Annotated in this window: 27 protein-coding genes; 11 read left to right on the plus strand and 16 right to left on the minus strand. The window is 49.2% G+C overall.

Translation table 11 applies throughout. The features are described from left to right. Positions 1 to 28 precede the first annotated feature (28 nt). From D6783_01135 to D6783_01145, 3 genes are all read right to left on the minus strand, one after another. Positions 29 to 589 carry a hypothetical protein gene (locus D6783_01135; protein ID RME53698.1) on the minus strand — a complete coding sequence of 187 codons (561 nt, stop codon included), beginning with the start codon at positions 587 to 589 and terminating at the stop codon, positions 29 to 31. A gap of 221 nt (positions 590 to 810) precedes the next feature. After that, positions 811 to 1,194 (minus strand): hypothetical protein, encoded by a 384-nt coding sequence (locus tag D6783_01140; GenBank protein RME53699.1) that lies wholly within the window; start codon positions 1,192 to 1,194, stop codon positions 811 to 813. Between the two features lie 163 nt (positions 1,195 to 1,357). Then, entirely contained in the window at positions 1,358 to 3,076 is a 1,719-nt protein-coding gene (locus D6783_01145) for a sodium:proton exchanger (protein RME53700.1), read from the minus strand. A gap of 198 nt (positions 3,077 to 3,274) precedes the next feature. On the opposite strand from D6783_01145, the gene D6783_01150 reads away from it, so the two are divergent. Beyond that, positions 3,275 to 3,829, plus strand: a complete 555-nt coding sequence (locus D6783_01150) for a 50S ribosomal protein L15e (GenBank protein RME53701.1) — start codon at positions 3,275 to 3,277, stop codon at positions 3,827 to 3,829. A gap of 73 nt (positions 3,830 to 3,902) precedes the next feature. Here D6783_01150 and D6783_01155 read toward each other — a convergent pair whose 3' ends face one another. From D6783_01155 to D6783_01170, 4 genes are all read right to left on the minus strand, one after another. Further along, entirely contained in the window at positions 3,903 to 4,463 is a 561-nt protein-coding gene (locus tag D6783_01155) for a DUF655 domain-containing protein (protein RME53702.1), read from the minus strand. A 128-nt stretch (positions 4,464 to 4,591) separates the two neighbouring features. Further along, positions 4,592 to 4,999 (minus strand): hypothetical protein, encoded by a 408-nt coding sequence (locus D6783_01160; protein ID RME53703.1) that lies wholly within the window; start codon positions 4,997 to 4,999, stop codon positions 4,592 to 4,594. A 21-nt stretch (positions 5,000 to 5,020) separates the two neighbouring features. After that, positions 5,021 to 5,314: a 50S ribosomal protein L21e gene (locus D6783_01165; protein RME53704.1), complete on the minus strand. Its 294-nt coding sequence runs from the start codon at positions 5,312 to 5,314 to the stop codon at positions 5,021 to 5,023. 32 nt (positions 5,315 to 5,346) lie between these two features. After that, positions 5,347 to 6,051, minus strand: coding sequence for a 50S ribosomal protein L11 (locus D6783_01170; protein ID RME53705.1), 705 nt, complete (start codon positions 6,049 to 6,051; stop codon positions 5,347 to 5,349). A gap of 247 nt (positions 6,052 to 6,298) precedes the next feature. On the opposite strand from D6783_01170, the gene D6783_01175 reads away from it, so the two are divergent. Beyond that, positions 6,299 to 7,252 (plus strand): hypothetical protein, encoded by a 954-nt coding sequence (locus tag D6783_01175; protein RME53706.1) that lies wholly within the window; start codon positions 6,299 to 6,301, stop codon positions 7,250 to 7,252. A 115-nt stretch (positions 7,253 to 7,367) separates the two neighbouring features. On the opposite strand, the gene D6783_01180 is transcribed toward D6783_01175, so the two are convergent. From D6783_01180 to D6783_01195, 4 genes are read right to left on the minus strand one after another with little or no spacing between them, the layout of a single operon-like run. After that, a complete protein-coding gene (locus D6783_01180; protein RME53707.1) occupies positions 7,368 to 7,994 on the minus strand; it encodes a transcription elongation factor Spt5 in 627 nt (208 codons plus the stop codon). Between the two features lie 34 nt (positions 7,995 to 8,028). Continuing rightward, positions 8,029 to 8,208, minus strand: coding sequence for a protein translocase SEC61 complex subunit gamma (locus D6783_01185; GenBank protein ID RME53728.1), 180 nt, complete (start codon positions 8,206 to 8,208; stop codon positions 8,029 to 8,031). Positions 8,209 to 8,265: 57 nt separating this feature from the next. Then, positions 8,266 to 9,369: a cell division protein FtsZ gene (gene ftsZ, locus D6783_01190; protein RME53708.1), complete on the minus strand. Its 1,104-nt coding sequence runs from the start codon at positions 9,367 to 9,369 to the stop codon at positions 8,266 to 8,268. Positions 9,370 to 9,419: 50 nt separating this feature from the next. After that, the gene (locus D6783_01195) at positions 9,420 to 10,148 is read right to left on the minus strand and encodes a peptidylprolyl isomerase (protein RME53709.1); all 729 of its coding nucleotides are present in this window, start codon (positions 10,146 to 10,148) and stop codon (positions 9,420 to 9,422) included. A 277-nt stretch (positions 10,149 to 10,425) separates the two neighbouring features. Between D6783_01195 and D6783_01200 the strand changes: the two genes are divergently transcribed. Beyond that, entirely contained in the window at positions 10,426 to 12,345 is a 1,920-nt protein-coding gene (locus tag D6783_01200; protein ID RME53710.1) for a DEAD/DEAH box helicase, read from the plus strand. 75 nt (positions 12,346 to 12,420) lie between these two features. On the opposite strand, the gene D6783_01205 is transcribed toward D6783_01200, so the two are convergent. Beyond that, the gene (locus D6783_01205) at positions 12,421 to 12,966 is read right to left on the minus strand and encodes a hypothetical protein (protein RME53711.1); all 546 of its coding nucleotides are present in this window, start codon (positions 12,964 to 12,966) and stop codon (positions 12,421 to 12,423) included. A 132-nt stretch (positions 12,967 to 13,098) separates the two neighbouring features. Between D6783_01205 and D6783_01210 the strand changes: the two genes are divergently transcribed. From D6783_01210 to D6783_01220, 3 genes are all read left to right on the plus strand, one after another. Continuing rightward, entirely contained in the window at positions 13,099 to 14,736 is a 1,638-nt protein-coding gene (locus D6783_01210) for a thermosome subunit (GenBank protein RME53712.1), read from the plus strand. Between the two features lie 195 nt (positions 14,737 to 14,931). Next, complete coding sequence (locus D6783_01215; GenBank protein ID RME53713.1) at positions 14,932 to 15,381, plus strand: hypothetical protein; 450 nt, start codon at positions 14,932 to 14,934, stop codon at positions 15,379 to 15,381. A gap of 53 nt (positions 15,382 to 15,434) precedes the next feature. Then, on the plus strand, positions 15,435 to 16,211 hold the full coding sequence (locus D6783_01220) for a hypothetical protein (GenBank protein RME53714.1): 777 nt from the start codon (positions 15,435 to 15,437) through the stop codon (positions 16,209 to 16,211). A gap of 13 nt (positions 16,212 to 16,224) precedes the next feature. On the opposite strand, the gene D6783_01225 is transcribed toward D6783_01220, so the two are convergent. Continuing rightward, positions 16,225 to 16,386 carry a DUF1931 domain-containing protein gene (locus D6783_01225; protein RME53715.1) on the minus strand — a complete coding sequence of 54 codons (162 nt, stop codon included), beginning with the start codon at positions 16,384 to 16,386 and terminating at the stop codon, positions 16,225 to 16,227. 168 nt (positions 16,387 to 16,554) lie between these two features. After that, a complete protein-coding gene (locus tag D6783_01230) occupies positions 16,555 to 16,899 on the minus strand; it encodes a hypothetical protein (GenBank protein ID RME53716.1) in 345 nt (114 codons plus the stop codon). Between the two features lie 424 nt (positions 16,900 to 17,323). On the opposite strand from D6783_01230, the gene D6783_01235 reads away from it, so the two are divergent. From D6783_01235 to D6783_01255, 5 genes are all read left to right on the plus strand, one after another. Next, on the plus strand, positions 17,324 to 18,160 hold the full coding sequence (locus tag D6783_01235) for a segregation/condensation protein A (protein RME53717.1): 837 nt from the start codon (positions 17,324 to 17,326) through the stop codon (positions 18,158 to 18,160). 81 nt (positions 18,161 to 18,241) lie between these two features. Further along, on the plus strand, positions 18,242 to 18,949 hold the full coding sequence (locus tag D6783_01240) for a translation initiation factor IF-6 (protein RME53718.1): 708 nt from the start codon (positions 18,242 to 18,244) through the stop codon (positions 18,947 to 18,949). Further along, a complete protein-coding gene (gene pfdA / locus D6783_01245) occupies positions 18,946 to 19,380 on the plus strand; it encodes a prefoldin subunit alpha (protein RME53719.1) in 435 nt (144 codons plus the stop codon). Before D6783_01240 ends, pfdA begins: the two co-directional genes overlap by 4 nt. Before the next feature lie 10 nt (positions 19,381 to 19,390). Beyond that, on the plus strand, positions 19,391 to 20,743 hold the full coding sequence (ftsY, locus tag D6783_01250; protein RME53720.1) for a signal recognition particle-docking protein FtsY: 1,353 nt from the start codon (positions 19,391 to 19,393) through the stop codon (positions 20,741 to 20,743). An 85-nt stretch (positions 20,744 to 20,828) separates the two neighbouring features. Further along, positions 20,829 to 21,677, plus strand: a complete 849-nt coding sequence (locus tag D6783_01255; GenBank protein ID RME53721.1) for a prepilin peptidase — start codon at positions 20,829 to 20,831, stop codon at positions 21,675 to 21,677. Between the two features lie 20 nt (positions 21,678 to 21,697). Here the strand turns inward: D6783_01255 and D6783_01260 are convergent, their stop codons facing one another. Beyond that, positions 21,698 to 22,219, minus strand: a complete 522-nt coding sequence (locus D6783_01260; GenBank protein ID RME53722.1) for an HIT domain-containing protein — start codon at positions 22,217 to 22,219, stop codon at positions 21,698 to 21,700. A 7-nt stretch (positions 22,220 to 22,226) separates the two neighbouring features. Next, positions 22,227 to 23,333 (minus strand): HIT domain-containing protein, encoded by a 1,107-nt coding sequence (locus tag D6783_01265; GenBank protein ID RME53729.1) that lies wholly within the window; start codon positions 23,331 to 23,333, stop codon positions 22,227 to 22,229. Positions 23,334 to 23,398 lie beyond the last annotated feature (65 nt).

Here is a 23,398-nt window from a genome sequence, read left to right on the forward strand (position 1 = left end):
TCGTTGTTTTCCTCTCGTTCAACACCTGCTAGCGACGGTTGTATGGTGCACCCTGACAACCAAAAATTATGGAATCGAGAGACTTCCTCCCTCCTCCCGAGATCAAATACTTGACAGAATCCACTATTCCTAAACGCCGGTAGTGCAGCACTTCCAGCGGCACATACTTCTTCTTCCAAAACGCTGTCGAGGGGAGCGACGCTGCAAACGCGCGAGGACCCCAAACCTGCATACGTGACCGCTCCACCACCTGCAACGCCTGAGGTGTCAATCCTGTCGTCGTTGCAACAACACCCCTTCTCGACGGGACTGCGAGGGAACGAAGCTTGCTCTCCAGCCCCAACACCTCGTCCGGACCAATACGTGCTTCTTCCCGATGCTTGCACTCCACAAAGTAGAGCTGCTGAGCTTTGGCGTTCTTTCTCGATGAGAAGCAAATGTCGATTTGCATTACTGAACGAATCCCCGATGCAGTTTGAAACGGAATACGAACATCGTGCTTCACTGTCCTGTATCCCAAGTCCCTCAGAACGTGCACCAACCAAAGCTCGAAGCGAAGCCATTTCTTCTCTCCTGCACTTTTTGTCATGCTCGACCCCTTGAGTGGTAGTATACACCAACTGCTTCAGCGAACGTTCCTCACCTCCATACGATCTCCCAGCACTAAAGCCAAGGTAAAAGATAATGCCGTACCGTACCAAGTGCCAAGCGACCCTTCCAGACGCCCGCATACACGCGAGGGATGCCCTCTGCAACGAATACGTAATACTCATGCTCTCAAAGCCCCCCTCGCCTCGTTGAATGCTGCATTCAATCGTCCTCTTTCAACGATTCAATAGCCTTGTCTGCTGCCCGTGCACCTTTCACCACAATCTTTCTTCCCGCCTCCCGAAGCTTGAACGGGTGAAAACTATATTTAAGGAGCCTGGCACAGTCGCCCCATGTTGTGAATTCTCCGCCCTCCCTAACTAACCGCCCCTCACCGGTTTGTGTGTTGACTAAGTAGAGGTATACTTTATCCAAATCTCGCACCCGCTTCAATCGATACGAAAAAACATCTTCCGGAACGCCAAAACCCGGCTTCACGTCAAAAAACGCGTACAAAGGCCTCTGAATATATTGTGGAATGACATCAAGATAGTCGCCAACCACAGCAGAGCCTGCAATGAGCGATGAGATGAGCACGGGCTTCACTAGTCTCTCCAATGATTTCTTCATGAAAACGAGAAATGAACGTGTTTTTGAATTAATTTTTCACAAACAAACCGAAACCCTTCCAACCCGAACCGAAAAAACCGGTGCAAAACAGGAGGAAACCACTAAACAAGAAAAAGCCGAAAAGACGAAACGACCGCATTTACCTGTGCTTTTCAGCAGGGGGGTGTTGGTGCCCCAATTTTTTTCTCACCCGCAAATGCTCGACATGCTGTACTTGCTCACGCAAGAACTTGCTCACATCAAACTGATAATTCTCAATCATGGTAGCAATGTGCTTGCCGCCAAGAAAATGAGGCATCAAAACGTATGTAGCCCCCTCGTCGTAGAGTTTCAGTGCATCTTCAATTTGATGCGCTACTACGATAATAATTGCACTACCCCCCTCTGCATGCACTTTATTGATGATGAGCAGGTTCGTATCAGGATCAGGAATTGTTGATATAACCATCTTGGCACGTCCAAGGTTTAATTGATTCAACAGCTCGGGGTCTGTGGCATCGCCGTACTTGCACTCGATACTTTCTTTCGTCAACGCAACAATGGTGTCTGGGTTATAGTCAACAAGCAAATACCTCGCGCCCGCCCTCTTCAGCGCATTTAAGAGATCAAATCCAATGCGGTTATAGCCAAACATAACCACCTCATACGATTCAAACTTCTTCATGCCATGATGCTCACGAGTTTTTCTTTTTCGCTCAAAGAGAGCAAGAAATCTTGCAAGAAAAGGGAAGGCTGACGTGCCAAACTTAATAAAGTAGGCCGACCCTGCAATCGTAATAATGCCGACGAGGGTTGTTAGTGAAAGCAAATCAGCAGGCACGTGGCCAAACCCCACTCCAATTGACAGAATAATCAAAGAAAACTCGCTGATTTGAGCCAAAGAAATTGCAGTGAGGAAACTCGTCTTTTTCGAATAACCAAGCAACCCAAGCAAGATGATAATGATGAGCGGCTTAACCAATAAGACAAACGCACTCAATACTAGTGCTGGAAGGACATAACTGGAAACATTGGAGAAGACCATTTCTGAACCAAGAAAAACAAAGAACAAAATAAGAAAAAAGTCACGAAGCGTCTTTACTTTCGCACTAATCTCGTAGTGGAACGGAGAGACAGACAAAACAACTCCTGCAAGCAACGCACCAATCTCGAGTGAGAACCCTAAGTACTGCACCAACGCAGCCATGGCAAAACACCAACCGATGGAGAAGACAAACAAGTACTCTTGAGACCGAGCAATAAAGCGTTCAACTTTTGGAAATGTCTTATGTGCGATCAAGAACAGCATGCCAAGACCAAGAATTTTAAACAACGTCTTCGCAGCGACATCTGCAACAGCCCCCTGCTCGGTCAACGTGCCAAAAGCAACAAGCACGACAATGACGACCAAGTCCTGAACAAGAAGGACGCCCGTTGCGAGCCGACCGTGCAGAGTTTCTAAATCATGCTTGTCAGAAAGAAGCTTGAGCACGATAATAGTGCTGCTAAACGCCAATCCAAGCCCGACATACAGCGAGGGAACAAGAGAAAACCCAAGCAAAAGGCAAATCCCTGTACCGAGCAGCGCTGTCAGAACAACTTGTACAAAGCCAACAATAAGGGAAACAACACCAATATCCCGAATAAGCCGCAAATTAAGATTTATCCCCACAATGAAGAGAAGAAACGCGACGCCAAGCTTTGAGAAAATGGCCAGCGTGTCGGAGCTCGTAACAACGCCGAGCAAAGGCCCGACAATAACGCCAGTCAAGATGTACCCAATAATCACGGGTTGTCTGAAGAGTCGTAACAGTGTAGCCATGAACCAGGCCGAGATCAAAACCACACTAATCTCAATGAAAAGCTCGCTTCCAGACATTAACCTCTTCTCTTACCATAACTCCTTATAAATATTAAGGTTTTTCACCGTCCCAAAACGACGAACGCAACGAACGCAAAAAGCTTATAAACCAACACGTACCCTCTGAGGAAAACACCAGCCGCTGGCGAGATGTGGGCGTCGCTTGCCTGAATCGCCGAGTATACAACGGCAAAAAAATGGAGGCGACAAAAGACGATGGGATTGTACCAGTACTTACGAGAAGCATGGAAACGTCCAAAAGAAGCAATCCGTTCACAATACAGAGAACGGCTTATCGCATGGCGGCGAGAGCCAGTCACTGTCCGAATTACCCGGCCAACACGACTTGACCGAGCCAGGTCACTCGGTTACCGAGCAAAACAAGGCATCATTGTCGTCCGACAGCGTGTCGGAAGGGGAGGGAGGCAACGACCAACCATCCGAAAGGGACGACGATCTGCCCATTTTGGCAGGCGAAAAACCCTCCAAAAAAACTACCAAGCTATAGCTGAAGAGCGAGCAAACAAAAAATTTCCCAACTGCGAAGTACTCGGCAGCTACTGGGTTGCAGATGACGGAAAAAACTATTGGTACGAAATAATTCTTGTTGACAGAAGCCACCCTGTTGTGAAAAAAGACAAACAACTCAGCGGCATCGCGCAACAAAGAGGGCGCGCTTTCCGAGGGCTAACGTCTGCAGGAAGAAAAGCAAGAGGGCTTCGCAAAAAAGGAACAGGAAGCGAAAAAACGAGAAAGAAAAGAAGAACGTAAGGGAGAAACGCAGCACAAGCGAGTACTCTCAGATGTATACCCGCCAAAAAAGCGGGATTGCTCCTTTACACCATCAAGGCTCAGTAAACAAATACCGCTTCTCCTTGCCCATAATCTCGTCAGTAATTCGACGAGAAAACATAACCTTCGGGTCGGGCATGAGCTTCACTCGCCTACGAATATCTTCAAAACTTTTAAAAGGCCCCTCTTCCCTTGCTTCCAAAATCTCCCACATGTGCTTCTTACCAATCCCGGGCAACAACTCAATGATGTGCATCCTCGTATTCAAGGGTTGGGCAGTATTGAGGAAATGAACAAATTCCTGCTCTTTCTCGCTTACAATTTGCGCAACAACATGGGGCAACTCAGACTTAGCCGTCTCAGTCAACTTCCCAAAAGGCAGCCTCCCATTCACGTGACGAATCTTATCGCGCTTCTCAGCACCAATGTACACTTCCTCGTAAGGCTGAAGAAACACGCCTTTCTTTGCAACGAGTTCAAGAAGGGTAAACCGCTCCTTCCCAATAGCTTGTGCGATGGGGTTTTTCAAGTGAAGCGGACGCTTATCAAAAGGATAGCCGTTTGGCAAGAAGTCTAAAATGACAGCCACCTCTTCTCGCTTCTTCTCTGGCATACATTCCACCCACGAGAAGAGAAAAAACCAGATGAGTATATAAAACTTTTCTAAGCAACCTGGCCCGCAAAGACCCCTAACAGAAAAAGAAATGAACAGGAAACAGTCAAGGAAAATACAAGAAAAACCTATTTTGCAGACTTCTTCTCAGGAAGCGCTGCACGAATCGTCTTGGCAATTGCCTCCAAATGATCATTGCTGACGGTCAAAGGATACCCTTGGAGGACCAACTTCACCTCCTTTGCCGTCTTCGGCAGAACATCAACTAACTTAACGGCATACGCTTCCTTGAACCGAGGAATGTTCAATTCCAAAAGCGCCTTTTTGAGGGCTTCTGCATCTTTCTTTTTTAACGGCCCCACCGCATTCAAGTACTCCTCGGTTCTCTGAGCCCGAAAGTTAAGCTCTCCCACGTCTTTTTTGATTTTTTGCAAAAGCAACTTCACTTCAACGAGGAGCATCGGCCTCTTCTCTAGCAATTCAGGCTTTCCCATTTGCTTTTCAACCCGCTCTTTTTTTTCTTCCTCTCTGCACAAGAGGGCTGTTGTTGCACGTACCTAACGTACACCCTTCATATGTGCAGGATGGACAATGAGTTTCTTCTTCTTTGAAACATCCATTACAGCAACTTCATAACACGACCCGCACTTTCCTAACACGACACCTGTCTTTCCATGAAATCTTCGATGAAAAACACCTTCCGCAATAGAAGGCTCAAGCACCAGCGCGACCTTCTGGCCAGGCTGAAACTCCTGCAAATACTTCCGAATAGGCAACTTCCCTTTCTGCCGAATCTTTCTCGCAAGAAGCGATCGAGTCTTCCTCCGCTGACCACCAATTCGTTGCACCATACGTCTTCAACCCTTTAACAATACATTCATGCTTATTTCTTCTCTTTCTTCTCCTCAGGCAAGAGCTTTCGAATAATCTCATCCGGGATTTCAGCTTCCACCATCTTCTTCTTCGCAGCAGCAGGATCCTTTAGTTCATCAAGAATGGCCTTTGCCTTCTCCTCCCATTCTTTGTGCTGACGCTGAACTTGCTCTTGAAGCTCTTTTCGCTCCTCCTCCAACTCAGCAAGCTCGTCTTTGGAAACCTCAGTTTTTTCACTAAGAATCTCCTTATCAAACTTGCCAAGATTCACTTCTCGAAGCGCTTCTTTGGCGGGCATCTTCTCAACCTTAACACCCATCGATCGGCACGTTCCCAGCACTTCCCGAACTTTAGCTTTCAAGTCAGCACCGAGAAGAGCATCCTCCTTCATCTTCGCAATCTTAATGACCTGCTCAATTAAAAGGTCAGCAACGAACTCCTCCTGCGGCCTGCCAGACCCCTTGCTCAACCCGGCCTCCTTCTTAATCAACTGTGAGGTAGGCGGCGTCCCCACAGCAATGGAGAACGACTTCGTGTCTTTGTCAACTTCAACTTTGACAGGAACCTGCATCCCTTTAAATGACTCGGTCTTCTTATTAATCTCTGCAACAACTTGACCAATATTAACTCCCAAGGGGCCAAGCGCAGGCCCTAATGGCGGTGCAGCAGTAGCCTTTCCACCTTCAATCAGCACTTCAACACTTTCTGTTGCCATCGCTTCCAGGCGAATCCCAAAGGGTTTATAAGGGTTTCGACGTGGAGAAGCAACCGTTCCTTCGCCATCAGGCGAGGTTCCCAGCGACACCTCTGGCAAGCACCGGAGCCGCAGGACAGACAGAGGATTTAAAAAACCAAGGCGAGCTCCCAAAATTGCCTGGCAACTATGACGAAGAGCAATCCAGGCAATCACGAAAAACACACCAAAAAAACGCTAAAAAACCGCTCAGCGAGCAGCGCCTCCAATGTCACGACAAACCATCATCTACAAAACCCTCCCGAGCACTGCTGAGCGCTTTGCCAAGCTCACCGAGGGGGAATACATGAATCCTCTTCACAAAGCGTATTTTTTCAAATGGAAACCGCCTTTTTGGAAAAAAAATACAGGCCAAGTCATACCAGGCACGCAACTCGCACGCGACGCATACCTCTTCGCTCTTGAACGTCCGCCCTTGCCCTTCAAAGACCTCGCTCAACAAGGAATTGCCTTCGTCGCTACGTACCCTCACCCCACGCGTCCGGGAGTGCTTGCAATGCAATTGGACAGGAAAGACAATGAAACCAAAATAAGCCTTATCAACGTGCAAGGGAATGGAAAAAACGGCAAAGTCAACCTGGAAGCCATCCTCACAGCAAGCCACACAACCTCCCAGCGCCCCCCCTCAGAACGCGCATACGATCAAGATGTGAGCAGCACTAAAATGAATGCAGCCCTCCTCAACAAATTCGACAACACCCTCCCGCCCTGGGCACAACCACCAACACACCCAGCAACGAAAACAACCACGCCAAACCCTCCGGAAACGCCCGACTACCGCGCACTCAACCACGCATTCTACCCCTTGGCCGCAGCATTCAGGTCGGCGCTCAGACTGGTTCACCATTCCACCAAGGGGGAAGTAACCCGCATCAGGGAAGCACATTTGAAAACCAGGCTCGTTGAACAACAGTTTGAACTTTCAGCACGCTCCCTCCGCGCAACAAGGGAAAGCGCACGATATGAAGAAGAAACACCCTCTTTCGAAGCGCTCACGTATATCACTGAACTGCGCGAACCAAGAATGACTATCTCCACAACTCAACAAAAACAAAACAGACACGTAGAAGTGATCAGAGCCACGCTCGAAGCAAAGTCAACAATTTACCTTGAGAACTTGTATTACGGAACCGTTTCTTCAACTATCCTTTTCTCTCAATAAAGCAAGGCACAAAAGCTCAAGACGACGTGTTCCTTGCTACTGACCTTTTTCCTGAAGAACACGCTCAGGCAGCACGCGCTTAACAACGACCCGAATTCCGACGTCCTACGCGCGATTAATCCCTGCGAATAACCTTTACCGCATCAATCTTCACCGTAATCGGAATGGGCACTGCTGCTTCGAGCAACTCTACAACGACTTCTTCTTTTGCCTGATCAACCCTCGTAATTTTGCACTTCTCGCGCTTGAACGGCCCTGAAATAATCTCGGCGATGTCATTTTTTTGAATGTTAACTTCTTTTTTGACCTGATCAAGCATGTGCTCAATTTCCTTGTAGTCAACCAAGTCCGGAAGAACGCCCTTCGTGTAAGGAATTCCAAAAACCGCCTGTTCAACGTCTTGACGAGACGCGGCCTCAACGAAGACGTACCCCCTCATGCCGTGAGGACGAATAACCGCGTAAACGTCCAGTTTTTTCCTCTCAGCATTGGAAGCAATGAACCCGACAACTTGATCCTCCCTGTTCGCTGTCGTCCGAACAGCAAAAATCTTCGCCTCCTCAGGAATATCAGCGTCCTTCGCTGCAGCTTCTTGTTCTCCAACGCGCTCCTTCGCCTCCTCACGTGAAGCAACAGAAGACGTGCTCACTTCATCTTGCACTGTTGGTTCTGCCAAAGCACCACCCATGCTCTCCGCTGACGGCGCGGGTGGTGCGCGATTCTTATGCTCTTCCTTACTCATTGTTCTTTAACCTCTCTTCAAACAACATAGTACCTTACCCTAAAAAAGAACCGAAGATTCCGTAACGAATGAGATGAAGCAAAAAACCGATCAAACCAATAACGACCATCCCAAGACCCGCTACTTTCACAATCGTCTGGAACTCAAACCAGGACGGGCGCTTTGTCACTCGAAGCACACGAATACATTGGGTAATGAACGATTTCACCTGCATATGCGGTTCCTCCACTCACATAAATCATTACTTTTCACAAAAACCACCTAGCACTCCTCAATCGACGAACTCAATACCTAACTCGTCTTCAATCTCTCTCTTTTTGAAATCCTTCCCCTCACTTCCTCCACCGATGATCTGGGAGGAACGAACACCGGTAACGATGAGCATGACCCGAATCAATCCTTCAAGGTCTTCACTCAACTGAGCGCCCCAGATAATGCGCGCTTCCTCATCAAGCTTCTCCGAAACGGCCTCTACTACTTGACGAGCCTCTTCCAACGTCATATCGCTCCCGCCAGCAACATTAATCAACGCCCCGTTAGCTCCTGAAATATCCACATCCAACAAAGGATTGCTAATTGCCTTCTCCACCGCTTCACTCGCCCGATTTTCCGTGTCTGACTCGCCAACACCAATTAACGCGACGCCGCCATTCCCCATAACAGCTCGCACGTCGGCAAAGTCAAGATTCACCAAGCCTGCCTTCGTGACAAGCTCAGCAATTCCCTTCACTGCATTCGTCAAAATCTCATCAGCAACTTTGAAAGCGGTGTGCAAAGGAAGGTCAGGGGCGAGCTCCAAGAGTTTATCATTCGGTATAACAATGAGCGTATCCACCGAGCGCTCTAAACGCTCAAGACCCGCGACGGCGTTCTCGTGCCTGCGGTTCCCCTCCATATCAAACGGCAAGGTGACCACGCCAACGACCAACGCACCGGTCTTCTTTGCAATCTCTGCAACAACGGGAACACTGCCGGTTCCTGTCCCGCCGCCAAGCCCGCACGTTACGAAAACCATATCCGCACCTTGAAGCGCCTGCTTGATCTCGTGCTCAGACTCCCTGGCAGCCTCTTCACCAATTTTGGGGATGCTGCCTGCTCCCAACCCTTTTGTCAAGTCTTTTCCAATAAGAATCTTCTTATCGGCAGTGGTGTAAAGAAGATCTTGAGCGTCGGTGTTAATAGCAATGGTCTCTGCCCCAACAATACCGATCTCAGTAATACGATTAATGGTGTTGTTCCCAGCACCCCCTGCTCCAACAACCTTGATAGTCGCCCTCTGCTTCGCAAGCAACTCTTCAAGCTCATCGTCAAGCTGATGCTGCTGAGGCAACCGCTTTTTCTCTGCATCTTTCGCGTTCTGAATGATTGAGTCCACGCACCAACACCTCCTACCGCTCTAACCACATGCAAAGGAAATTTAAATACTTAACTCTTTTTCTCATGTGCTTTCACAGGCTTACGCGTGCTCTTGGCCTTTTCGCCAACACGTTCTTTTGCTATACCAACTTCCTCAAACGGAGTAAAGCGCCTCAGCCTGTCTTCAAGAACAGGCCTCACTCGCTCTAAGCGGGCTTTCAAGGCTTCTTCTTGGACCAAAACCCGCACCGTCTTGCCCTCAGCGCCAACAAAGGCATCCTGCAAACCAAACCAGCCAAGAACGGCCTTTGCCCGCTCAACAGCATCGCTTACGATTTCATGAACTTCAAGCTCGTACTCGATCTCGCGACCAGCAAGGGGATGGTTGAAATCAACCAACACCCTGCCCCCACTCACGCTCCGAACGACCCCGAACTGGTTATCAATACTCACTTCCATCCCCGGAAAGGGCGTTACTTGCTGCTTCATGAACGCCGCCTTTGGAATAAGCTGAAGCAACTTCGGAGACTTTCTCCCAAACGCTTCTTCGGGAGATAGGCGGATTTTATGCGAACCAACTGCTTTTCCAACCAATGCCTTGTCCAAGCCCGAAAGCCACTGGCCTTCGCCAACACAAATGACCTTCGGCCCAAACGTTGCTCCCTGACTGCTTACGTTCGCCTCCTGAGCGACGCGCTCCTTTGTTGTATCAACCACGCTTCCATCATCTACGAGCCGTGCAGTAAAGTCCACCCTAATAAAATCGCCACGCGCAATGGTTTTTGCAGAGGATGTCATTCTACCACCAAACCCCCGCTCAACGAATCACAGCCCCTCTGAACGTGCCGTACAGTCAACATTTTTGTCACGACCTCTTCCTCACACTAGCCCACAAAAGAGCAAAGGAAGAACACAAAAAAAGAATACTCACGCTCTTTTTAAACGTTTCGCCGCCGCTACCCACGCCCCAGAAAAACACCATCAATAAAGGATTGCCGTGCTAGCGTTGGACAACGCACTCCGGCACGAAAAACCTCATGGATTTAAATACTCAACCTGTTTTTTTACTAACACCATGCAGTATAGAGATTTCACGTTAGATCCATTTCAAGAGCAAGCCATCACCTCCATCAACAAAGGACACTCTGTTGTTGTCAGCGCCCCCACAGGATCAGGAAAAACACTCATTGCAGACTACATTATTGACACCTACCTCCACCAAGGAAAAAACGTCATTTATACTGCCCCTATTAAGGCACTCTCAAACCAAAAATTCAAAGAGTTTACCGCGCTCTTTGGAAAAGACGCCATCGGCCTCCTCACAGGAGATATTGTCATCAACCCTGCCGCTCCCGTTCTCATTATGACAACAGAGATTTACCGAAACATGTCGCTCATCAACGACCCTGTCACAAAAAACGTCTCCTATGTTGTCTTTGACGAAATCCACTACATTAACGACCGCGAACGAGGCTACGTCTGGGAAGAGAGCATCATCTTCTCAAAACCCCACGTCCGCTTCCTCTGCCTCTCAGCAACCATCCCCAACGCAAAAGAATTCGCTAACTGGATACAAACCATCCAACACCACCCTGTCGATGTCATCAAACATAACAAAAGAAACGTACCCCTCCACCGTGCTTTTTACGACACCGAACTCGGCATAACCACCCTCGAACGCATCAAAGAACACCTTTCCATCACCGACTACTCCCGTGTTTATCGTAACAAACGACGAAGAAACCGCGTCCCGCCCCCGTCAGACGTCGAGCTCATCAAACTCATCAAAGACAAGCTTCCCTGCCTCTTCTTCACGTTCTCACGAAAAAACTGTCAGGAAAAAGCACTCAACTTGTACAAAACAAACCTTTTTCCTCCAAACAAAGCCATTCCTCCCATCATCAGACAAAAACTCTCCCAAGCACCACCAGAAGTTCGCAACCTCAAAAGCTCAAAAATTCTTCTGCAAACCCTCCCTCACGGAATCGGCTTCCACCACGCAGGCATCCTCCCCGTCGTCAAAGAACTCGTAGAAGACCTCTTCAGCAAAGGCCTCATTAACGTCCTCTACACAACAGAAACCTTCGCGGTTGGCATCAACATGCCTGCCAAAACCGTCTGCTTTGAAAACCTCAGAAAGTATGACGGCATCAACTTCCGCTATCTTAACTCGAAAGAATACTTTCAAATCGCGGGCAGAGCAGGACGTCGAGGCATTGACAAAGAAGGATTTGCGTATGCCATGATCCACCGCAGAGACTTCAACTACGAAACCATAAAAAAAATGACAACCAAAGACGTGGAACCCATAACTTCACAATTTCGCCTCTCAATCAACACCGTCCTCAACCTTATCAAACAACACACACCCCCCGAAATTGAAGACATTCTCAGAAAAAACTTTTACACCTACCAAAAATACCGCTCGCGCATCTACGACGTACCAACACACGACATACTCAGGCGTTTCAACACAATCAAGAAAAAACTCACCATCCTCCATTTCCTTGAAGACGGCAAACTCACGGAAAAAGGGGAATTCGCCTCTCGCATCTACTCTGACGAAATCCCCACCACAGAGCTCTTTGCTACAGACTTCTTCAAGACGTGCACAGAATACCAGGTTCTCCTCCTCCTCGCCGCCCTTGCCTACGAGTCACGAGAACGAACGGAGTTTTACCACGCCTACCCCTCAAAGGCGGTAAAACAACTCATGCACAGGATTAGCCGTCACCCAACACTCAAAAAAGAAAAACGCTTCAAAGCCATACCGGACTTGACCGCCCTCATCAAGCCGTGCATGGACGGAGAGAGCATCTTCGCCATCCTCAAGAACGCCAACCTTCTTGAAGGGGACATCATTCGCATCTTCAAGCAAATGCTTGACCGTATCGGCCAAATCAAGAACGCAACTCGCGAACCAGACCTCCTCACGCTTATGGAACAGTGTCAGCACCGCATCAACTACACCCTCCAAGACATTGACCTTATCTGAACGAAAAAACGTACAGCACAGCCACCGCCGCTTACGCGATCAGACGTGCAGCATCTCGAAACCAAAGCCGGCGGCTCATTTTTGCTTCAGTTTCTTAATTCTTGAAAGAAGCTCCCTGGCTCCCTCTTCAGGGGAAACCCCGTCTGTTTTGAACACAATATCGTACTGCGTAACATCGAGCAAGTCGACACCGTACGCCTTCAAGAACCGCCGACGGTTTTTTTCAAAACGCTCACGAAGGAGGGCTTCTTGCTCTTCTACAGAACGAACCCGCTCTTCATCAGGCCTCGGATGCAAAAAAATCCGCCTTGCAGCGACCTCCCAACTCACGTCCAAAAACACCTTCACCGACGAAGGGATTGCAACGAACGCAACCCACCCGTCAAACACGCCACTCCCCTCCTTTCTTGCTACTTCCGCTTGGTACTGCTCAAAAGCATGATCAAGCTCGACATGCTCTCCATGGACTGCATCAAGCTCTTCAATGCGCATACCCCGCTCCTGCGCCATTCTACCAAGCAAGTCACCTGCTGAATGAAACGGGCAACCCAGCAACGCTGCCAAGCGCTTCCCCAACGTTGTCTTCCCAGCACCGGGCTTTCCAGTAATCGTCACGAACATTACAACCTGCTCAGCATAAGGAACTTATAAAACCACTGGTTTTCCCGCCACCAACCCCCTCTAAAAGGCGGAACAAACGTTTAAAAACATGCTCTGCGTCCCCCGAACAACCACGAAAACACCGTACCAACCATGGCAACACCCTACCAAGACCCGTCGTCCTATCCCTTCTCAGAACACACAAAACGAACACAAGGAAGGGAAGCGCAACGCATGAACATCGCAGCAGCAAAGCTCGTTGCAGAAACTATTCGAACCACGCTCGGCCCAAAAGGAATGGACAAGATGCTGGTTGATGACGAAGGAAGCGTTATCGTAACCAACGACGGACTCACCATCCTTGAAGAAATGCAGCTGGAGCACCCTGCAGCAAGAATGCTGGTTGAGATTGCCAAAACCCAAGAAGACGAAATTGGCGACGGAACAACAACGGCAGTGGTGCTTGCCGGAGAGCTACTCAAGCAAGCCGAAACACTTCTAGAGCAGGACGTACATCCAACCATCATCACGAAAGGATTCCGCATAGCAAACAAGAAGGCCCAGGAGCTCCTTTCCGGGATGGCAGAACACCTTGGCCAGAACCAAGACGCCACGCTCCACGCTATCGCGCTGACGGCCATGACTGGAAAAGGTGCAGAAGCGAGTAAAGAACACTTAGCCTCCATTGTTGTTGGCGCAGCCCGTGCAGTCATGGGGAGCGAGAAAACAAGCAACCCCCACGCAACAACCACAAGCCGTACGCTTAAGGAGTGCTTAAACAACATAAAAATAGTAAGCATTCCAGGAGGAAGCGTGAATGAATCAACACTCGTTCAAGGAATCGTCCTCGAAAAAGAACGGGTCCACCCATCAATGCCGAACAACATCAAGGATGCACGAATCGCCTTACTCGACATCGCTCTTGAAGTTCCTAGCATGGAAACAAACGCGAAGGTGTCTATCACCTCCCCAGAAAACCTGCAGGACTTTCTCTCTATGGAAGAGCGACATGTACAAAAACTTGTGAACGACATCAGCGCATCGGGTGCAAACGTCGTCCTCTGCCAGAAAGGCATTGACAACCTCGCCCAATACTTCCTCGCCCAACAAGGCATCCTCGCAGTTAGGCGAGTTCCCAAAACAGATATGGAACGAGTTGCCAGGGCGACAGACGCCACAATTGTTTCAAGCACGAAAGATTTGAACAAAAAAACCCTTGGAAAAGCAGGGATGACTCGAGAACAAAGCTTCGGCGACCACGCCTTCCTTTTCATCGAAGCGTGCACGCACCCCCAAGCAGTCACCATTCTTATCAGGGGAGGAACTGAGCATGTCACATCAGAAGTTCGCAGAGCAGTCCAAGACAGCCTTGGCGACGTCCTCGCAGCGCACACCTCACAGCAAATCGTGCCTGGTGCTGGAGCAATCGAGGTTGAACTCTACCACCACTTGCTTGAATTTGCAAAAACACTGACCGGACGGGAACGGCTTGCTGTCGAAGCATTTGCCAAAGCAATCCTGATCATCCCTCGAACGCTCGCTGAAAATGCCGGGCTTGACCCCATCGATACCATAACAACACTCACTGCAGCCCACACGCCGCCAAACAAGAACAAAAACGCAGGAATCAACATTGAAACAGGCACACTCATTGACGCAAGAAAACATGGCATAATCGAACCACTAAAGATCAAAACGCAAGCCCTGAACTCGGCAACGGAAGTGACAACCCTCCTGCTAAGGATCGACGATGTCATAGCACGAGGAAAAAAAGAAGACCGGCCACGGTGACAACCCCGAAGAACGTCGCTATTCCTTCAAAAGGCGCCTCGGCACGCCTTCCTTGTGCGAAAGCAAAAAGCTTAAATAACCTCTTCTCTGAAGGCAAGAACAAGAAAAGGATAACATGACGCAAGAAGAGGTGAGTGCGCAGCTATGAATACCCCTACTCCTGAAGGCCAAGACCCTTCTCGTTCTTCTTCAACCATGAGCAACATAGGCAGCATTGCGTCGCTCATCCAAAAAGACGACGACCTCCTCGCAGGCATCGAGCAACTCTACCAGCAAGTCACCAGACTCATCAGGATGCTTGAAACCGCCAATGAAAGCATGCTGAAGGATTACGAAGCCAAAGAACAACGCTTCTTTGACCAAACGCAACAAATACTTGATCAAAACACGAAAATAGCCCAGGCGATACTCTCTCTGGCAAACAAATTTAGCAACGTAGAAAACACCTTCCAACAACTCATCCAAGCCCTGCAAAAACAGTCAACAAACGAGTCACCTTACGAAGGCCTCAAGCCACGAGGCACGCCCGTTGAAGACGAAACGCTGCCATGGCAGCCAAAAAAAGACACATCAGCCATTATTCACGACCCTGACCCCGAAAAAAACATTCCTGACGAGGACCCTGTCCCCAAGCCCTTCGGGTAACACGTCAAAACAGCACGTCCTAAGGATACCGTTGTTGTAAGAACGAACAAACAATGCCGCCCAACCCTTTAAAACACTACTTCTCTGTGCTCAGCACCGCCGCAAAAGCCCAGCGTCTCGACTCGCATGTTGACCGAATCATCCAACATCGCCACCAACAACACAACGCAGCGACACGCGACCAGTCAATACAGCACCCGAGAGGAAGGCACGAGAGCAGCCAAGCCTTCCAACCCAACCTACGCCTCCAAGACAGCGTCAACTTGCTCGAACAGGCACTCACCAACCCCGCTGTTATGGACGCCTTGCTCTCCTCACTCTCGCCACGCACACGAGCCAGTACGGCAGCGCCACAACCCTCAACAACACCAAAACGCCGGCGTGCAACTCGTTCTCAGGAACGCCACTCGCCACGATTAACAACCGCCATCAAAGGAAAACACCCCTCCCCTCTCAAGACGCACTCAACAACAGGCAGGGCGTCCCTCAAGAAGAAACACCAAAGGAAAACACCACCGCCCAATCCAGAGCCGCTTCTCAAAAAGGAAGAACCAAAGCAAAACCCAGAACAAACTTCAGCGCTCGTCCACCAACAACTCCTTCAAGCAGTAGAGCAGAGCGCCCGACGAACGCAAGAAGAGAACAGCGGCCTTGAAGCGAAACCTGTGAGCCCTGCAACGCTTCACCACCTCCTCAACATTGAACGAGCACTTCTTAAAATAGAAAACAGCGTGCTTTCCCTTCACGACCCCGCCGCCAGAACCTTACTCGAGCAAGAAGTCGCCCTTATCAAAGAACTCCTTGAAAAAAAGAAAAAAAGAAAGAAATAACGAAAAAGAACACTTACAAGTCTTTCGCCATAACCGTTCTTCGGTTATTGCCTTCGGCTCGCTTGACTGCTGCCTTGATGAGCTCTTTGACTTTTGCATCAAGAGCGTCGGCAAAGTCGCTGGAAACGTTATATCCAGAGCACAAATCTTTAATCTTCGACTTCACTACAATCATTGTACCACCTCACAATTGGCTAATCATGAGCCAACACCCGCTAATTTATAAATCTTTTGGTTATACGCCTTTAAACACCGAAAAACAACGAGCATCCTAACTACTCCCCCAAAAAATACAACTCTTTTGCTAAACTCCCTGCACACAAACACCCCCCCAGTGCAGCGCCTACTTCTCTTTCCCCTTCCGCATAATCAAAATAAGGCTAGAGCGAAGAATTAAGTCGTGCTGCACGAGGAAGGCAAGCAAGACCAGGCCTGAGAAGATAAACTCAAAAACACGGGAAATCAGAGAAACATCAACCCCTTGAATGCTGACAACACCCCACAAGAAAAGATTATTCAATACCTGAAACAACAAGTACGTTAAGGTAGCAACGAAGAGCAGCTCCCAAGGCCGACGCTCGCGATGATGCTTCGTGCGCACCAGGAACGCCAACGAATAAAGAAGGATGAACAACGCAATGAACACGTTAGCAATGCCAAGCATCCCCCGAACATACTCAACCTGCATTCACTCCTCAAGCAACCGCTTGTTTAAATGCTTTTTTATTTTTTGAACCATTCGGCCAAGATGCTTGCGCGAGAAAAACCAGCATCTTTCGACAAGACCTATAAACAAATTTTATAAACCGAACAGGAGTTCATCCCAACAGACTCAAAGGGCCCATAGTCTAGTGGCTAAGGCAAACGAGCACTACTCAAACAAGACGCTTTATGCCTCCACAGATGACGTCGCCTTTACACGGCGAAGGTCGCCGGTTCGAGCAAGAAGGAAAAAAACAGCGAGGGGAACACCGCTCCTGATGAATGCTTCCTTCTCCGAAAATCCGGCTGGGCCCACCTCACCTTCCCTTTTCACCAGCACAACCGCCTCTACGATATATTTATAAACTCGTTACCGAATAAGCAACACATAACCAACCACGAACGACGCAATGACCCGCAAAGCCCAAAAAGAACAGGAACCAGAACAGGAACCTGAGCAAATCCCCAACCCGCCAACAACACCCAACGAACGCATCGTCAGCGTCTTACTCGATCAAGGCGACATCACCTGGCAGACCATTATTAACGAACTCGTACACTCGGGAGAGATTGATCCGTGGGACGTAGACGTTTCTTATCTTTGCGAGCGCTTCATTGAGATGATACAAAACCTCAAAGAAATGAACTTTCAAATATCAGGAAAACTCGTCTTGGCCAGCGCGCTCCTCCTCAAGATGAAGAGCATCAACCTCCTCAACCACGACATCAACGCCTTTGACCAGCTCCTCCACGCCCCTGACGGCTACGAAAGCTTTGAAGAAGACCTCGCATATGACCAAGCAACACACGAAAACAGACAACGAACAAGGAGGAACTACCCCAGAACGCTCAAACCAAGAACTCCTCAACCACGACGAAGGAAAGTAAGCATCCTCGACCTCATCCGCGCGCTTGAAAAAGCTCTGGAAGTTGAAAGCAAGCGAAAACCTGCCATTACCAACACCCTCTCTCGTATTAAAGCAAAAAACGATTACGACATCTCACAACTCATCGACTCGCTCTACCGCCAAATTACTGACCACTTCAAAGTCCAACAAACAGCCCTCACTTTCGACGACCTCGCCCCTTCCCCAGCAAGAGAAGACCGCGTCCTGACGTTCATCCCCCTCCTTCACCTCGACACCCAGCGAAAAATCGACCTTCTCCAAAAAGAACATTTCGGCACCATCACCATCAACCTCCTTACCGAAAATACTGCTCAGCAACCAGAGAAACCCAATCAGTAAGTACGAAAAGCCTTCTCCCAAAAAAAATGAGCTCGCCAGGGCACAAAAACTCTTATAAAAACCTGCTTTCTCCCTCCCGTGATGCACGTCCTCCCAACAACGCTTGCAGGAAACCCTAATATAGGGCTTTTTGGGTTTTGTACTGACCGCTACTGCCTTATCAGCAGCCAAGTCAGTCCACAAGACAAGAAAGAATTCTCCACCATCCTCAACGTTCCCCTCATTGAACTCACCATTGCCGGAACCGACCTCCTAGGGGTCTTTCTCGCCGGAAACAAAAAATCACTCCTGATCCCCAACATCACCTTCCCCCACGAAAGAAACATCCTCAAAACGCACAACATCCCCTTCACCGTTATCGAATCCCATCTCACCTGCCTAGGAAACACAATTGTCGCTAACGATAAAGGAGCAATTATCAGTCCAGAATTCCCCGAAGAAACGCAAAGAGCTATTGCAGCAGCGCTCAACGTCCCTGTCAAACAGACAACCATCGCCTCGCTCCCCACTCCTGGCTCGCTCATCGCCACCAACAAAAAATACGGCCTTATCAGCCCTGACGCGACCGCTGAAGAGCGAGACATCATAACAAAGACGCTGGGCATCACACTCACAGAAGGAACAGTAAACATGGGAAACCCCTACATAAGATCAGGCATCTTGTGCAACAGCAAGGGATTCCTCATCGGAAATAATTCTGGCGGGCCCGAAATCGTAAACGCCGACGAGGCACTCGGATTTACCAACCAAGAAAACCATCCAGAAACAAATAACGAACACCCAGCATGAAAGCGAACAGAATAGTACCAAAACAAAAAGGAACGCGCTTGGAAGAAGCATACGTGGAACTCAACATCCTCCAACAACAAATAGACCACGTGCAAAAATACCTTGAGTATGCAGAAGAACAACTCCGCAATATTAACAACACAATCGCCGCCATAGCGACATTCGCCAAGCAAAAAAAAGGAACCCCTGCCAAAGCCCCGCTGGCTAACGGGATTTTCTTCAGTTGCAACATCGAGGACACCAAACACCTCTTCGTAAACGTCGGCAACGACATCGTCGTCAAAAAAACACCTCAAGAATGCATATCCTTATTCACCGCTCATAAAGAAGAACTTGAACAAACCACCCAAGAAGCGTTTGCCCAACTGAGCAAACTCATCCAAAAAATGGAAGATGTAAAAGCAAAAATCAAGGCAAACCCGCCCGCGTAGGTGAAACACCATGTTTGGCTTTCTCAAAAAAAAACTCTCCGGCGCTTTGAAGGCGTTCACAAAAAAGGTTGAAGAAGAAACACAGGAACCACAACCAGAAACACAACCTGATGAACAACACCTTGAACACGAGCGCCCAATCAAACCCGCGCCAACCGCCCCTCCCCAAGCGCAAGAATCGCCACGCAAAAAGAAACGTCCCAAACCGGAAAAAACCCCGCCGCACAAAAAACAAGCCAAACAGGCACGTAAACAAGCAAGGCAGACAGAGCCAAAGCAAGAGCAGCACTCAATCGTGCTTGACAAAGAACAAGAACAACGAAAAAAACCAACGCTTGAAGCTTCGCAAACAACCACGGCTACGCCGCGGCCGCCGCCACCAACACCGAAGAAACCTGCGCCTTACGAACAACCTCCCAAACCACAAGAAACAACAAGCGAACCATCTCAGCAGACGAAAAGCGAGCAAGAACTCCAAGAAGAAAAAGGCACGTCATTTTTTGGAAGGCTCAAAGAAGCATTCACGCACACCACGCTTTCACCCGAAAAATTCGAAAACATCTTCTGGGACCTCGAACTCGCCCTCCTCGAAAACAACGTAGCCGTAGAAGTCATTGAAAAAATCAAGAACGACCTCAAAGATGAACTCACCAACAAAAAACACGTAAAAAGAAACCTTGAACAAGCAATTAAGCAACGGCTAAAACAAAGCATTAGCGAACTCTTCGACGTCCCAACCTTTCAACTGGAAAACAAGATCAAGCAAAAAAAACCCTTCATCATAACCTTTATCGGCGTGAATGGCTCTGGAAAAACAACCAACATGGCAAAACTCGCACACCGCCTGCAACAACAAGGCTTCAGCGTCGTCATGGCCGCAGCAGACACCTTCAGAGCCGCAGCGATCCAACAACTCGAAGAGCATGCAACCAAACTCGGCATCAAACTCATCAAACACGAATACGGATCAGACCCAGCAGCGGTTGCCTACGACGCAATAGCCCACGCTCGTTCAAAAAAAATAGACGTCGTCCTCATCGACACCGCAGGCAGGCTTCACAGCAACGACAACCTCATGAACGAACTTCAAAAACTCATCCGCGTCAACAAGCCAGACCTCACCATCTTTGTCGCGGAAGCAACCACTGGCAACGACGCCGTCGAACAAGCAAGACTCTTCAACGAACGCGTTGGCATCGACGCTATCATCCTCGCAAAAACAGACGTTGACGAGAAGGGAGGCGCCGCTATTAGCATCTCCTACATCACGAAAAAACCCATCCTCTTCATAGGAACCGGCCAGGGCTACAACGACCTTCAGCCTTTCACTCCAGAAACGATTCTGCACAGCCTCGAACTTTAAAACTACCACGCCAAAAACCAACTTCTAAACCGCAAGAAACAAGCGCAACCAAAACTATATAAATACTCTCGGCGCTCACGAACACATGCAATTCATCATCCACGCGCTAGCGCTTCTTGCTCTCTTCATCTCAACCATCACAGACCTCAGAACCAGAGAAGTTCCCGACTGGATAAGCTACGGCACCATCTTCACCGGCATCTTCATCGGCGTTGTCAAAACCATTCTTGAAGCAAGCTGGCACCCGCTCCTCACCATGGTAGCAGGACTCTCGCTCGGGTTCCTTCTCGGGACAATCATGTTCTACACTGGCCAATGGGGCGGGGGGGATAGCAAGCTCCTCATAGGACTCGGGTCCCTTCTTGGCTTGAACATCTTCAACCTCAGAGAAAGCTTCCTCATCGGCTTCCTCCTCAACATCCTCATTACTGGCGCCCTCTACGGCCTCATTTGGATCCTTCTCCTCGCAATCAAACACAAACGCGAGTTTATCAAGACGTACAAGGCACTCAGCAAAGAACCTACGATGCTCTTCCTTCGCAAAATTCACCTTGCAACCGTCCTTCTTGGTCTCGTCCTCGCATTCTTCACGCCTCGCCCCCTCAACTCCTTTCTCTTCACCGCAACAGTCCTCATCTACCTTCTCTTCCACCTCTGGAAGCTCGTTAAATCAGTTGAGCAAACAGCAATGATCAAGAAAATTCCCCCGAGCAAACTCACAGAAGGAGATTGGGTGCTCAAAGATGTCTACTATCACGGGGAGTACCTCTGCGGACCAAAAGATCTTGGTATCAGCAAAGAGCAAATCGCCCTCCTCAAAAAACATCGCATCACGTCAGTATGGGTAAAGGAAGGCATTCCTTTTGTTCCCAGCTTTCTCTTCGCATACCTCCTCACGCTCATAACAGGGAACTGGCTAGCCCTCATCCTCTAAAAAACCAACGAGAAAAAGAATCACGCAATTCTTCGAAGCGCCCTCACCAACTCGTTGTCTTCTCCACGAATCACCATCTCACCGTGCGCTTTTTCTTTCTTCTCCTGCACTCCCGTATCGCGCCCCTCAGGTGTTCCCTTCACTGAACTACTCCCCCCGCCCGCATCTTCTTTACCAATAAAAAATGTTTTCTCCCTAATCTTTTCTGCAACAGCTTTTAACTCCTCAGGACTGCCTTGTTTTGGCTGCCAAAGCAAGTTTGCCCCGTCGTTGGCACTCCGAGGAATAACTGCGATACTTACGCCGCGCTCCCCTTCGTTCGCGATGAGGTTTGTTCCCTGCGCGCCAAGTTTCTCAAACAACAGCGTTGAAACCGTGTTCGCCACGGCAAAAAGCGCTTGGACCTCCTCAGACCGCAAATGAGAGAACTCCGTGGCGTTCTTTTCAGGCACGACAACGACATGCCCGCGAGTAACACCTTGTTCGGGAAGAAGAATGGAGAATCCCTGGCCTGCGAACAAAACACGCTTTGATTCAGACACGCATCACTCACCTCCCACCACGCAAGAACAAAGAAGAAATGGCGTCAAGATCCATTGCCTTCTTCTTGTTCGCTTCTGTTTTTTCTGGCTTCATGCTGCCGGCCTTGCTCCGTTCGTTCTCCCCTTCTCTTTGTTCCGCTATCTCCTCTCGTCCTGCCTGCGAACCTGCACCCTCCGACGTAGCACTCCCCCTGGGTTCTTGTGTTTCAACACGAGGTCTTTCCTCTCTTCCTGGCGGTTCTCCACGGCTGCTCCCTTCCGCACCCTGCTCTTTAGGAAAGAGCTTGATTTTTTTCAGGCGATCTGAGAGGGCGTTAATATCAATCCCTTCAAAGAGCTCGGCCAGTTTAGGATCTGCAGGGATCAGTTCTTTAATCTTTTCTGGGTGCTCTTTGAGCACCTCAGCAATCTCAGGATTGTCATAGAGCAATTCTGCCAGCAGAACGTGCCGCTCGTGAACACTCGCAGGAATGGGGATGTCATCACTTCCAAGCCCTGACCCGTGAGCTAGGGCGTCAGATCCTTGAGCCGGAGGGGCGTGCGAGGTGGACGCACCCGTAGGCGCTCCCTGACGCTGAGCTTGGTGCTCAGGCGCCGCAGACGCTTTTTCACCTGCAAGCGCCGCGCTCGAAGCTGCGCCTCCCTCGCCTTCACGCTTGCCGGGCACCATCCCATCTTCCCTCCTTGCGAGAGGCGCCAGCGCCTTTCCAAAAAGAGAAGAGAGCGCCTCCTCCAATGCTGACTGGTCAAAACTCCCCGTCTCCACGTCCAAGTGGGAAAGCGCGTCCCCCTCTTCCCTTGGAAACAAGTGCATAAGAAAATGAGGACTTTGCTGACCTGCAACTGCGCCGTTGGCTACGAAGAGCGTTACTCTCTGCACAAGCAGCGCCTCTCGCAAAGCGTTCATCAAGTCAACGCTTCTCATGAACAAATGCTGAAACACGTCCGGCGGCAGCAGCGGAAGAATGGGATAATGCTCCTTTGGCAAGAGCAGGGTGTGCCCGCGAACAGCGGGATTAATATCAAGAATAGCAAGAACCTGCTCATCCTCAAATACTTTTTGAGAGGGTATCTCTCCTCGAACAATCTTGCAAAAAATACAATTCTTCTTGATTTCTTCAAATTCCTCAGCAGATAATTGTGTATCGGACACGCAGCACACACCTTCAAACTTCTCGT

The organism is Candidatus Woesearchaeota archaeon (assembly GCA_003694805.1).
Classification (GTDB): Archaea; Nanobdellota; Nanobdellia; order Woesearchaeales; family J110; genus J110.